The organism is Streptomyces sp. CNB091, from assembly GCF_000377965.1.
This window is the reverse complement of record NZ_KB899015.1, coordinates 54,424-66,354: the sequence shown is the minus strand read 5'-3', so window position 1 is coordinate 66,354 and position 11,931 is coordinate 54,424. Positions and strand designations below refer to the sequence as shown.

The window sequence follows — 11,931 nt, the reverse complement described above, 5'->3', positions numbered from 1 at the left end:
TTTGCGGAAGTTACTTTATGTAGCTGTCGATCTTGGAGACGGGCATGCTCGTCGCGACCTGGACCTGGTCCTTCGCGTGCTGTGCGCGGCTGTAGTCGAAGTGGTTGGAGATGTGCGCGCAGGCGTCCTTGAGCGTCTTCGTCTGGCTGTTCCACGCGTCGTGGAGCTCGGTCAGGGCCGCGCCCATGTCGAGCCCGTCGTTGAACAGGTCGATCGACGCCGCGAACGTGCTGGGGCGGGCGAGGTCGCTGTCCACGCCGAATTTCTGGCGCAGTTCATACGCGGTGTTGCCCATCCGGCCCAGCTCGTCGTCATGGACGATCAAGTCGCCGGTGCCCGGGGTGCCGCCGCCGGGGGGCACCCCGTTGAGCTGAGTGGAGGCGGAGGACCGCTGCGCCGCTTCGCTCTTGAGCTGTTCCCATTCGTCCCATGCCATGAACTGAACCGTCCCCCGTGCGCGGTTGACCACGAACCCATTCACCCTGCACGTTAGCAACCTGCGTGTCATGTGAACCTGTCGGAGGGTGATCCACACGACTCGGTCACACCCGTAGGCGTCCGTCCTGGGTGCGGCATAACCTCGCGGGATGCTGAAAGCCTCGTCCCTGGACCAGATCCGGCAGTCGTACGATGCCGCCGCCGCCGACTACGCCCGGTCCGTGAAGGACCCGAGCGAGCTGGACCCGCTGTCGCGCGCCGTGCTGGCCGCCTTCGCCGAGCTCGTCACGTCGTCCGGCCTCGGGCCCACGGCGGACGTGGGCTGCGGACCGGGCAAGGTGACCGCATACCTGACCGGGCTGGGGGTCTCCGCCTTCGGGATCGATCTCTCGCCGAGGACGGTCGAGCTGGCGCGCGCGGCCCATCCGGGACTGCGCTTCGAGGTCGGTTCGATGACCGCGCTGGAGGCCGGGGACGGCGAACTGGGCGGCGTCCTGGCGTTCTACTCCACGCATCATCTGCCGTCGGAGTCGCTGCCCGGAGTGTTCGCCGAGTTCCATCGGGTACTGGCGCCCGGCGGGCACCTGCTGGTCGTCACCCGGGTCGGCGACGACGGACACCAGCGTCTGACACACGGCTACGGGGGGCCTCCCGCCACCTTCGACTGCTACCGGCTGCCCGCCGACCGGATCGCCGAACTGCTGGAGCGGGCGGGGTTCGTCACCACGGGGCGGACGTTGCAGGAAGCCGAGGAAGGCGCGAAGCGGCCGGTCGCCGGCTTCATGGCGCACAAACCGGACGCCGCCGCCGCGCGGGAGTGATCCGTGCCCAGCTCCTTCGCCGCCCAGCGGGAGTGAGATCCGCCCTGGCCCGCTGGGCAGATTCTCCTCGACCCTCGACCCCTTGGGCAATCCAACGCCGCCAGACCTCAGTCCGGTTGGGTCTCCTCGCTCACCGCGCAGTGGACCTCAATGGCGAGTGCGGCGTCGTCGCGTCGCCCCTCCAGCGTCTGGCCGACGATCGTCGCGGACTCGCCGGCGGAGTACATGTCCGTGGTGGCGGCGAAGTTCGGCTCGTCGGGCCGCCGCGATGGCTTCTACGTGTCACGGCTTCCCCAGCACGGAGTCGCGCGACAAGCTCATGAACGCCGACTTCGGGTCCGCGACCATCATGGTCACCGACAAGGGCGACCGCTTCCGCGATCTGCTCAACAACTCCAAGCCCGCCGGGGTCCTCTTCGATCCCTGGGCCGGAGGCCGTCCCTCGTCGCCCGTGGCACGGATCCCGGGCGGACCGGGCGGGCCCGGCCGTCCGTCACGCCAGGGGAAAGGCGCGGCGGTAGTCGCTCGGCGACACCCCGATCTGTCTGACGAAGTGGTGGCGGAGGTTGTTCGCGGTGCCGAGGCCGCTCAGCTCCCCGATCCTGGCGATCGGCAGGTCCGTCGACTCCAGCAGGCTCTGGGCTCGTCGCAGCCGCTGCTGGAGCAGCCACTGCAACGGGGTCACCCCGGTGGCCGCCTGGAGCCGCCGGTAGAGGGTGCGCGGGCTCATCGCGGCCCGCAGGGCCAGGCCCTCCACCGTCAGCGGCTGGTCGAGGTTCGCCCGGGCCCAGTCCAGCACGGGCGCCAGACCCCGGTCGTCGGTGGCGGGAACGGGCTGGTCGATGAACTGCGCCTGCCCACCGGGGCGATGGGCAGGCACCACCATCCGGCGGGCCAGCTGGTTGGCCACGTGCGCGCCGAGGTCGCGGCGTACGAGGTGGAGGCAGAGGTCGAGTCCGGCGGTCAGCCCGGCGCTGGTGAGGACGGAGCCGTCGTCCACGTACAGGACCGAGTCGTCGACCCGCACCTTCGGGTAGCGGTCGGCCAGTTGAGCCGTGTGCATCCAATGGGCGGTGGCGCGCCGGCCGTCGAGGATGCCCGCCTCGGCGAGGGCGAAGGCGCCCGTGCACAGGGAGACCATGCGGGCGCCGGCGTCATGGGCGAGGCGGAGAGCCGTGATCAGCGCCGGGTCCAGCGGCCGGCCCTCGTCGACACAGGGGTCGGGCACCGAGGGCACGATGACCGTGTCCGCGCCGGCGAGGTCGGCGAGACCGTAACGGGTGTGCAGGGAGAGTCCGGCGCCGGTCGCGGAGGCGTCCGCGCCGGGCTCCCGTGTGGAGCACAGCCGCAGGTCGTACCAGGGGTCCGCCAGGTCGGGCTGCGGCTTCCCGAACACCGTGCAGGGGATGCTCAGTTCGTACAGGTCCCAGGAGGGAAGGTGGATTTCCTCGGTCACGACCACGGCGACAGAACCAGCGCTCATGCGGTGCAGCGTATGGCAGGAATTTGGTGGTTGCCGTCACTGCTGTCACTTCTCCCGCCCTTCTCCTGCTGCGAGCGTGGTGCGTACGTGATCAACCGGCCCAGGCGTGGGCAGACGGACAGGGAGTTGTCGGAGCATGGGTACCGAGCGTTCGGCCGTGACGGTCATCGGGCTGGGGCAGATGGGATCGGCACTGGCCGCCACCCTGCTGGAGCGGGGGCACCCGACCACGGTGTGGAACCGTTCGGCGCACAAGGCGCGGGCGTTGGCCGAGCGAGGCGCCCGACTCGCCGCGACGCCCGAGGAGGCCGTCTCGGCGAGCCCGCTGATCATCGTGTGCGTACTGGACTACGACGCGCTGCACGCCACCCTCGACCCCATCGCGGGCGACCTGGCGGGCAAATCCCTGGTCAACCTCACCTCGGGGTCGCCCGAGCAGGCCCAGGAAGTCGCCGAGTGGGCCCGCTCGCACTCCGCCGACTACCTCGACGGCGCGATCATGACCACTCCGCCGGGGGTCGGCAGCCCCGAGATGATGTTCCTCTACAGCGGGTCGCGCACCGTCCTCGAAACCCACCGCCCGACCCTGGCGGCCCTGGGCGATCCTCTGCACCTGGGCGCCGAGCCGGGTCTGGCCTCCCTCTACGACGCCGCGCTCCTCGGCCTGATGTGGTCCACCATGACCGGCTGGCTGCACGGCACCGCCCTGGTCGGCGCGGAGAAGATCGAGGCCACGGCCTTCACTCCGGTCGCGATCCGCTGGCTGAGCGCCGTGACGGGGTTCCTCACCACGTACGCCGCCCAGGTCGACGCCGGCCGCTACCCGGGTGACGACGCCACCGTCGACGTACAGATCGCGACCATCGACCACCTCCTGCACGCCGCGTCGGCCCGGGGTCTCGACAACGCCCTGCCCGAACTTCTCAAGGTCACCATGGAGCGTGCCCGGGACGCGGGCCACGGCTCTGACAGCTACGCGAGCGTCATCGAGGTCCTGACGAAGAGGGCGGCCGGCGCATGACGATGACTCGAACGGCCGTCACACCTCCTGCTCCGGCTGCGGCGCCCCCGGCTGGTGCTCCGCGCTGGGCGGACCTGCTCGCGACCGCCACCGACGACAGCCTGGCCGCCCTGGGGGAGGCGGCCGGGCGGGACTGGTCGCGCCCCGCCCACGGCCTCGACTGGACCTGCCGCCAGACCCTGGACCACCTCGCCCTCGGCCTGACCGGTTACGCGGGCCTGCTCATCGCCCGTCCCACCGATCGCTACATCACGCTCTTCGCCTCCCTCGACCCCGAGGCCCCCCTCGCCGACTGCCTGGACGGCCTCCGCATCGCGTCGGCCCTCGCCGGTTCCACCATCCGCGGCACGGCGCCGGACGTACGGGCCTGGCACCCCTGGGGCCACTCCGACGCCATCGGCTTCGCCGCCATGGCGATGACCGAGCTCACCGTCCACACCTACGACATCACCCGCGCCTTGGGCACCCCCTGGACCCCGCCCGGCCCCACCAGCGCCGCCGTGCTGGCCCGCCTCTTCCCCGCCGCGCCTTCGGGACACCTTCCGTCCGACACGCTGCTGTGGTGCACGGGCCGGGCCGCGCTTCCCGGGCTGCCCCGGCGCGCGAAGTGGCAGTGGGACGGCACCGTGCGCTGACAGCGGGCCGTGGGTGAGGTCATGGGCGCGGGCCGCGCTCCTCGTCGTGGCGGGGGAGGCCGCGCAGCAGGGTGCCCAGGTAGAGGGCGAACGGCGGCTCGGCCGGGGCGTCGCCCGCTGCTGCCAGCCACCGGACCACGCCGAGTCCGAAGACGGCCCAGTTCTGCTCGGCTTGTCGGGTGTCCGCGCCGCCCGCGCGGAACGCGGCGGCGGCCTTGTCGCGCAGCCGCTCGAAGGACGCGAGGTGGTGGCGGTGCGGGCGGGCCACATGCGCGGCGTATCCGGGTACCGCCAGGAACTCGTCGTGCATCGCCCACGCCAGCCGCTCCAGCCAGTCGAGCCAGGTCCCGGCGTCGGGCTCGTCCTCGGGGAGCACCCGGCCGACCATGACCTCGCTGACGAGATCCAGCACGCCGTCGCGATCGGGCACCCACCGGTACAGCGACGAGTGCGAGACCCCGAGCCTCGTCGCGAGCTCCCGCATGGTGAGCGTCTCCACGTCCCCTTGCAGGGCGGCTTCGGCGATCCGCTCCCGGCTCAGCCGCGGCGGCCGACCGGGCCCGTTCCTTCCGGTGCTGTTCATCGGGGCAAGCGTACGCAGTGGGGGATGGGGGCCCATTAGTGACCGGTGGTCGCTAATGCTGGTAGCGTCGGCTGATGGACATTCACGGAACAGCACCGGAGCCACGGGAGATCGACACCTCGGGGCTGCCCATGGACCAGGCGCAAGCGCTCGTCCTCGACGAACTGCGTGCCCTCACGGAGCGTGCCGAGCCGTTCGCGGCGATCCTCCTGATGCCCGCACCGCCGGACGGGCGCACTCCCGTAACGTCGCCGTCCGGTAGGTCCACCGCCGACCGCGTCCGCACCCTCAAGCTGATCCGGCCCGGCCTCACGGCGCACTGCCGGGGCCTCGCCTTCGTGGCGCCGGCGGACATCCCGGCGGAGCGCGCGGCGTCGATGCACAGCGGCGAGCAGCTGTGGGGCTGCCCGACGATGGCCACGCAGGACGTGACGGCCGCCCGCGCCTGGGTCGGGGCGCGGGTTGGGGGCTGACGAGGACGGCTCGGGCCTGGAGTGGCCTGGGGGCTCAGCCCAGGGTGGTTTGGAAGTAAGACGTTTCCCGGTAGCCGGCGTCCGGAGGGCTGACCTCGACCGTGACCGGGGTGCCCTTTAGGGCCGGCTTCAAGCGAATCGGGACGGTGCGCTCTTCGCCCTCGGGGACGGGCGGGACGAGGGCGGCGGCGGACTTCTCCGAGTTCAGCCGGGTCAGGCTGTAGACGCTGGCGTCGTCGTCGCCGGATTCGCCGGCCCGGACGACGAGGAGCGGGGGAAACGAGTCACCGTTGAGGCGTAGTTTTTCGTCGGTGCCGTTCTTGAAGGTCACGGTGAGGCTGTAGGTGCCGTCGCCATGGGGCTCGGGGCGGCTGATGGTGACCGACAGGCCGTCCTCGTACCGGGCCGTCATGCCGGAGCCGGGCGGTTGGGACACGCTGCCCGAGAGGCCGGGCTGCTCCATCTGACCGTCGCCGTCGAGGCTCTTCTCGAACTCCGCGACCGCGGCCGCTCCCAGCATGATCAGCACGAAGAAGGCGATCACCGCGATCGAGCAGCCGTAGAACCACCGCGAGCTGTCGGCGGGTGACGAGTCCGTGGCTGGAGTGTCTGCTGTGGTGGCCGCTTCCGTGTCCATGCCTGCCACGCTAGGCAGCGGCCGGGGCGGGATCATGAGCGCCGGTACTCAGGGCGGTTGAGTAGGCGCGAGGGCCCGCGCCCCAACCCGGGGAGGGCTGAGGGCGGGCCCTGCGGTGTACGCCGGTGAGGGTCAGCGCTCGGCCGCGAACTCCACGAAGGCCGCCCAGGCGGGGGCGGCGACGAGGAGTACGGGACCAGCGGAGGCCTTGCTGTCGCGTACGGGGATCAGGCCGGGGTAGCCGTCGGCCACCTCGATGCAGTTGTTGACGCCGCCGTCGCTGTAGCTGGACTTGCGCCAGGTCGCGGTGGAGAGGTCGGGGGCGGTGGGTACGGTCACAGGTTCCCCTTCCGTACGTCGTCGATGAAGGCGGTCCAGGCGGGCGCGGCGATCACGAGCGCGGGGCCTGCGGGAGTCTTGCTGTCGCGTACGGGGATCAGGCCGGGGTAGCCGTCGGCTACCTCGATGCAGTTGTTGTCGCCCCCGTCGCTGAAGCTCGACTTGCGCCAGGTCGCGGTGGAGAGGTCGGGCGTGCGCTTCATGATGCTCTGAACTCCTTCAGGACGCCCCTGATGAACGCGATGGAGTCGGGCGGGGGCAGCGCCCGATCCCGTGCCCGATCGTAGGACAGCCGGGCGCGCGTGACGTCTTCCGGATCTTCCCGCAAATCAGAGCACTGGTTGCCTTCCATATAGGCAACGGCGCTCCCGTCCTCCTGCCACAGGATCGTAAGGGAGCCGTTCATCAGATGATGCGCCCCAGCCGAGAACGGCAGCACCTGAAGCGTGACCATCGGCAGCTCTGCAATCTCGATCAGATGCTCCAACTGGGCTTCCCACACCTTCGCGTCACCCACCGGCCGCCGCAGCCCGTACTCGTCCATGATGATGCGGACGGTGGGGGCCGGATTGCGGAAGAGCAACTGCTGACGGCCCAGGCGCGCTATGACCTGTTCCTCGACCGACTCGGCCTCGCTCTCCGTTTCCTGGTCGCCGGACAACAGGGCGCGGGCCACATCCTCAGTCTGCAGCAGCCCAGGAATTCCGAGAGCGTACTTGTGCATGATGCGGGCCCCGAACTCCAGCCGCATGAACTCCTTGTACTTGTCCTTGAAGACCTCCCGCCGCGCCACCTTCCACAGCTCGACCAGCAGCCCGCCCGTGTCGTAGAACTGGTCCAGGTCCTCCATCACCGCCGGCTTGGAGAGTCGTTTCCCCGTCTCCAGGCGTGACAGGTAGCTCTTGTCGTAACGCGTCTTCTCGGCGAGCTGGCCGAGCGACAGCCCCGCCTTCTGCCGTAAGTACCGCAGGGCGCTCCCCAGTGCCGCGCGCCCCGACTCCGCTTCCGCTTCCGCGACTTCGGTCATCCCTGACTCCCCGAGCCCCTCGCCGTTGTCCTGTTAGCAGGCAATCGCGTGCCTCTGTCGAGCGTAGGGCGGCAGCCGTGACGATGGGGCCACGAACAGTGATAACCACTCCTCAGAGGCACCTCCTCGCGCTAAGGAACGAAACGACATGACCGACACCTCGCAGCTCCGCCTCCTTCCCTGGAGGTCCCTCGAAGGCAAGCCCTGCTACCTGAGCACCGGCGACCCGAACAGCAGGCTCTCCCGGCTCGCCGACGACATGGAGGAGGAGCAGATCGAGTGCGGCAACGTCGTACTGGAAGGGGCGCAGGAGGTGCTTGCGGACCAGGCGGCCGGCGAGGTCGCCGTACGGTTCGCGCTGACGCAGGCCGTCCTGTCCCTGCGGGATGTGCTGCTCGTCGCGCACAGCCGGGGGCAGCGGCTGCCGGACGCCGGTGACCGGTGACCCGTGACTGGTGACGGGCGACCACTGATAGGCACGGGCCCATCAGCGGCGAACGGCTGAAAGCTACCGGCGGGTTACTGGTGCCCCGGCGTCCGGGCCGGGATTCCGGGGTCGTGAGAAGGCGTTAACGGCCTGGGGGCGGGCGATCGCCAGTGACGGTGGGCCGGTCAGGGGCACGCGACGTTGAGCGGCAGAACTCGATGGAAGACGGCCATGGACCGGCCGGGACCGTCGTAGTCGTCGACGATCTTCGTGTCGAAGCCGAGGCTGCGATGGAAGGCGATCGAGCCGGTGTTCTCGACTGACGTGATCGCCTTCAACTGCCGTGCTCCATGCCGTTCCGCGGCCTCCGCGAACGCCCCGTACAGGCGACGCCCGAGGCCGGTGCCGCGGGCGTCGCTCCGCGTGGCGATCAGATGCACGTACCCGGTGCCGTTCGGGGTGACGAACCCGAAGACGTACCCACGGATTCCGTCCTCGGCTCGGGCAACCAGGCAGGTTGAACCGAACTCCTGCACCAGCGCCAGAAGGTGCAACGACCGAAGGTCGCGTTCGCCCCAGTAGCGGGGATGATCAGCCAGGACCTGGTGGAAGTCGGCCATCCCGGCCGACGTGATCTGTATGCCCATGATGCCGATCATGGCAGGAGCCTTGGCCGTTACAGGCGAGAGTCCGTGCGGGCTGGGCGAGTTGGGACGCAGGCCTGGGACCGTGCCCCTCTCCTGGGCGCTACCCGGCGGGCCGCCGTACGGATCCTGTCGGCCGCCGGGTTGCCTCGGTTCACCCGGCTCACCCGCCGCAGCGAGACCTCCTTCGAGCCGCGCGAGCTCGACGCCGACCGGGTATCGGAAGGCCGCCGTCATCGGCATCGCGACCCCCGGACGGCGGGGGTCGCTGACAGACTGGCCCCATGCATCCGCCGAGCCCCCGCCGCCTCTCCCTCCAGCAGATCATCGAAGGGCAACGCCGCGCCGCCTTCGTCGGACGGCAGGCCGAACTCGCCCTGTACCGGGCCAACTTCACGCGACCGCCCGAGGATCCCCGGCACCGGTTCGTCTTCCACGTCCGGGGCAACGCCGGGGTCGGCAAGACCTCGCTCGTACGGGAATGGCGTGAGGTGGCAAAGGAGTTCGGGGCGCTCGCCGCATCGGTCGACGAGAGCGCCGACTCCGTACCGGACGTACTCGCCGACGTCGCCGCGCAGTTCGCCGAGCAGGGGTACCCGCTCAAGGCGCTGGACCGGCTGCTCGCCACCTACCGGCGCGCGCGCCACGACGCGGCCGGCCGGCTCGCCGCGGACAACGGGACGCCGGACGGGGCCCCTTCCCCCGGGGCGCTCGCCGCCGCGCAGGCCGGGCTGATCGCGGCCGGGGCGATACCCGTCGTCGGGGCGCTCGCCGGGGGCATCGACCCGGCGGTCGTGGCGCGGGGCGCGGGCGGACTGCGGGCGGTCTTCGGGGGCCGGGTCCGGCAGCAGGAGGAGGCGCTGCTGCTCGCGGAACCGGTACGGGTCCTCACCCCGGTCTTCGTCGCCGAGCTGGACCGGGTCGCGGACACCGTGCCCTGGATCGCCCTCTTCCTGGACACCTACGAGCGCACCGCACCCCAGCTGGACCGGTGGCTGGCGGACCTGCTGACCCCCGGCCGGTACGGCGACCTGCCCGCCAACCTCGTGCTCACCCTGGCCGGCCAGCGCCGCCTCGACCCCGTGCACTGGGGCGACCGGAACCGGCTGGTCGCCGACGTACCGCTCGGCCCGTTCACGGAGGCCGAGTCGCGCCAACTCCTGCACGAGCGCGGGGTGGTGACGGAGTCCGTGGTACGGGAGGTGCTGCGGCTCTCCGGCGGGCTGCCCGTCCTGGTCTCCACGCTCGCCGCCAACCCCGGGGCGGCCGGGGAGGCGAACGCCACCGCCGTCGAACGCTTCCTGGCGGGGGAGAGCGACCCGGCCCGCCGGGCGGCGGCGCTCGCCTGCGCGCTGCCGCGCCGGTTCGACGAGGACCTGGTCGCCGTCGCCGTGGCCGCACCGCGGAACGGGACGCACGCCGTGCCCGATCTCTACGACTGGCTGCACGAGCTGCCGTTCGTCGCCGAGCGGCACTCCGGCCACTCCCGGTACCACGCCGTCGTCCGGGCCCCGATGCTCCGCCTCCAGCGCACCGGGTCGCCGCGCCGGTGGAAGGCGGCGCACGACCGGCTGGCCGACGCCTTCGTCGCCCGGCGGGACGCGGCGGCCGAGGGCATCGACCCGGAGCGCCTCTGGGCCGAGCAGCCCTGGCGCCGGGCGGCCCTGGACGTGCTCTACCACCGGCTCTGCGCCCGCCCCCGCACCGCGCTGCCCGAGGCCCTGCGCGCCGGGATCGAGCTGTGCGGGCAGGCCCCGTCCCGCGCCCGCCACTGGGCCCGGACCCTTGCGGAGGCGGGCGAGGACGCCGACAACGCCGTACTGCGTGACTGGGGCCGGGACCTGCTGGCCGCCATAACGGACCACGGGCCCCGGCCCACCGCCGCCCTCGGCCTCCTCCTGACCCGGGCCGAGCTGACCGACACGGACCGGGCCGCCGCCCTCGTGGTGCGCGCCTGGCACCGCTTCCGCGCCGGGGAGCTCGACGCCGCGCTGTCCGACCACGGGCGGGCGATCGCCGTGGACCCGCGCAGCGAACGCGCCCACCAGGGCCGGGCGGTGATCCTGCGCTCGCTCGGCCGCTACGAGGAGGCCCTCGCCGACCTGGACCGGGCCGAGGAGATCGCGCCCTCCTGGGCCTGGGCGGTGCGCGAGCGGGGGGAGACCTACCGGCGGATGGGCCGCCTGGAGGAGGCCCTGACCGTCCTGGACCGGGCGCACGCCCTCGACCCGTCCGACGCCGTGCCGCTGGGCAGCCGGGGCCTGGTCCGCCATGCGCTGGGCCGGCACGAGGAGGCGCTCGACGACTTCGACCGGGCGATCGCGCTGTGGCCGGAGTACGCCTGGGCGCTGGTGAGGCGGGCCCGGGTCCGTACCGTCCTGGGCGACCCGGTGGGCGCCCTCGCCGACCTGGACCGGGCCGAGGAGCTGTCCCCCGGTCGGGCCGGAACGGAGGGGGAGCGGGGCGAGGTGTACCGGGCGACGGGCCGGCCCGAGGAGGCCGTCGCCTGCTACGACCGGGCCCTGGCCCTGGACCCCGACTACGCCTGGGCGCACGGCAGCAGGGCCCTCGCGCTGGAGGCCCTCGGCCGGCCCCAGGAGGCGCTCGCGGACCTCGACCGGGCGCTGGAGCTGGACCCGGACTACGCGTGGGCGCGAGCCCAGCGGGAGCGGCTGGGGGCGGTGGCCGCATCGTAGGGTCGGGGGATGCGCGATGTGCGGGTGGTGCTGATCGGCGGGACCTCGAACACCGGGAAGTCGACGGTAGCCGAGGCGGTGGCGGAGCGGCTCGGTTTCGAGCACCGTTCCACGGACGACCTGGCCCGGCACCCGGGACGGCCCTGGCGGACCCCGGAGCACGAGGTGCCGCCGCATGTCGCCGAGCACTACGGCACGTTGACCACCGACGAACTCCTCGCCTCCGTCCTCGACCACTACGAACGGCTCCGGCCGCGCATCGAGGAGCTGATCACCGACCGGGCGGGGCCCGGGTCTCCCGGCCTGATCCTGGAAGGCTCGGCGCTCTGGCCCGCGTGGGTCGCCCGGCTGACGGTTCCCCGTACGGCCGCTGTGTGGCTCACCGCCGACGACACGGTCGTACGCGACCGGGTGCGGGCGGCGGGGCGCTACGAGGAGGCGACGGACGTGGAACGGCACCTCATGGACCGGTTCCTGGCCCGTACCGTCCGCTATCAGGCGCGGATGCTGGACGCCGTGGAGGCGCTGGGGCTGTCCCGGATCGACAGCGGCGGCGGACGGACGGCAGCGCAACTGGCCGACGCCGTGCTCACCGCCGCGGCGACCCAGACACGCCCCGGCCGCTGACCTCCGCACCGGGTCAAAAACGACCTGCGGGACGTCCGTCTTCCTGCCCGCGCCCGGTCCGGGCGCCCGTAGCTACCGCG

General features: G+C 72.0%; 15 protein-coding genes and 1 pseudogene. 8 read left to right on the top strand and 8 right to left on the bottom strand.

What is annotated here, in order from left to right:
* Positions 1–10 precede the first annotated feature (10 nt).
* Positions 11–436 carry a hypothetical protein gene (locus tag D581_RS0133785; RefSeq protein WP_026291144.1) on the bottom strand — a complete coding sequence of 142 codons (426 nt, stop codon included), beginning with the start codon at positions 434–436 and terminating at the stop codon, positions 11–13.
* Positions 437–587: 151 nt separating this feature from the next.
* On the opposite strand from D581_RS0133785, the gene D581_RS0133780 reads away from it, so the two are divergent.
* Together D581_RS0133780 and D581_RS1000000142390 are read left to right on the top strand one after the other, a co-directional pair.
* Positions 588–1,259 carry a class I SAM-dependent methyltransferase gene (locus D581_RS0133780; protein WP_018961543.1) on the top strand — a complete coding sequence of 224 codons (672 nt, stop codon included), beginning with the start codon at positions 588–590 and terminating at the stop codon, positions 1,257–1,259.
* Positions 1,260–1,542: 283 nt separating this feature from the next.
* A pseudogene (locus D581_RS1000000142390) lies at positions 1,543–1,689 on the top strand (NPP1 family protein); the annotation flags it as partial.
* 63 nt (positions 1,690–1,752) lie between these two features.
* Here D581_RS1000000142390 and D581_RS0133765 read toward each other — a convergent pair.
* A complete protein-coding gene (locus D581_RS0133765; protein ID WP_018961540.1) occupies positions 1,753–2,721 on the bottom strand; it encodes a helix-turn-helix domain-containing protein in 969 nt (322 codons plus the stop codon).
* A 157-nt stretch (positions 2,722–2,878) separates the two neighbouring features.
* Here D581_RS0133765 and D581_RS0133760 point away from each other — a divergent pair, with 157 nt between their 5' ends.
* The gene (locus D581_RS0133760; RefSeq protein ID WP_018961539.1) at positions 2,879–3,763 is read left to right on the top strand and encodes an imine reductase family protein; all 885 of its coding nucleotides are present in this window, start codon (positions 2,879–2,881) and stop codon (positions 3,761–3,763) included.
* Positions 3,760–4,398: a maleylpyruvate isomerase N-terminal domain-containing protein gene (locus D581_RS0133755; protein ID WP_018961538.1), complete on the top strand. Its 639-nt coding sequence runs from the start codon at positions 3,760–3,762 to the stop codon at positions 4,396–4,398. The genes D581_RS0133760 and D581_RS0133755 overlap by 4 nt, the downstream gene beginning before the upstream one ends.
* 19 nt (positions 4,399–4,417) lie before the next feature.
* On the opposite strand, the gene D581_RS0133750 is transcribed toward D581_RS0133755, so the two are convergent.
* Positions 4,418–4,981, bottom strand: coding sequence for a TetR/AcrR family transcriptional regulator (locus D581_RS0133750; protein ID WP_018961537.1), 564 nt, complete (start codon positions 4,979–4,981; stop codon positions 4,418–4,420).
* 74 nt (positions 4,982–5,055) lie between these two features.
* Here D581_RS0133750 and D581_RS0133745 point away from each other — a divergent pair, with 74 nt between their 5' ends.
* Entirely contained in the window at positions 5,056–5,454 is a 399-nt protein-coding gene (locus tag D581_RS0133745) for a hypothetical protein (RefSeq protein ID WP_026291143.1), read from the top strand.
* A 34-nt stretch (positions 5,455–5,488) separates the two neighbouring features.
* Here the strand turns inward: D581_RS0133745 and D581_RS0133740 are convergent, their stop codons facing one another.
* The 4 genes from D581_RS0133740 to D581_RS0133725 form a co-directional block, all read right to left on the bottom strand.
* Complete coding sequence (locus D581_RS0133740) at positions 5,489–6,091, bottom strand: hypothetical protein (protein WP_018961535.1); 603 nt, start codon at positions 6,089–6,091, stop codon at positions 5,489–5,491.
* A 132-nt stretch (positions 6,092–6,223) separates the two neighbouring features.
* The gene (locus tag D581_RS0133735) at positions 6,224–6,430 is read right to left on the bottom strand and encodes a DUF397 domain-containing protein (RefSeq protein WP_018961534.1); all 207 of its coding nucleotides are present in this window, start codon (positions 6,428–6,430) and stop codon (positions 6,224–6,226) included.
* The gene (locus D581_RS0133730; protein WP_018961533.1) at positions 6,427–6,633 is read right to left on the bottom strand and encodes a DUF397 domain-containing protein; all 207 of its coding nucleotides are present in this window, start codon (positions 6,631–6,633) and stop codon (positions 6,427–6,429) included. The genes D581_RS0133735 and D581_RS0133730 overlap by 4 nt, the downstream gene beginning before the upstream one ends.
* Complete coding sequence (locus D581_RS0133725; RefSeq protein ID WP_018961532.1) at positions 6,630–7,457, bottom strand: Scr1 family TA system antitoxin-like transcriptional regulator; 828 nt, start codon at positions 7,455–7,457, stop codon at positions 6,630–6,632. Before D581_RS0133725 ends, D581_RS0133730 begins: the two co-directional genes overlap by 4 nt.
* 148 nt (positions 7,458–7,605) lie before the next feature.
* On the opposite strand from D581_RS0133725, the gene D581_RS0133720 reads away from it, so the two are divergent.
* The gene (locus tag D581_RS0133720; protein ID WP_018961531.1) at positions 7,606–7,902 is read left to right on the top strand and encodes a hypothetical protein; all 297 of its coding nucleotides are present in this window, start codon (positions 7,606–7,608) and stop codon (positions 7,900–7,902) included.
* Between the two features lie 167 nt (positions 7,903–8,069).
* Here the strand turns inward: D581_RS0133720 and D581_RS0133715 are convergent, their stop codons facing one another.
* On the bottom strand, positions 8,070–8,543 hold the full coding sequence (locus D581_RS0133715) for a GNAT family N-acetyltransferase (RefSeq protein WP_018961530.1): 474 nt from the start codon (positions 8,541–8,543) through the stop codon (positions 8,070–8,072).
* 269 nt (positions 8,544–8,812) lie between these two features.
* Here D581_RS0133715 and D581_RS0133710 point away from each other — a divergent pair, with 269 nt between their 5' ends.
* Positions 8,813–11,224 (top strand): tetratricopeptide repeat protein, encoded by a 2,412-nt coding sequence (locus D581_RS0133710; protein ID WP_018961529.1) that lies wholly within the window; start codon positions 8,813–8,815, stop codon positions 11,222–11,224.
* Between the two features lie 9 nt (positions 11,225–11,233).
* On the top strand, positions 11,234–11,851 hold the full coding sequence (locus D581_RS0133705) for an AAA family ATPase (protein ID WP_199787866.1): 618 nt from the start codon (positions 11,234–11,236) through the stop codon (positions 11,849–11,851).
* The last annotated feature ends 80 nt before the right edge of the window (positions 11,852–11,931 follow it).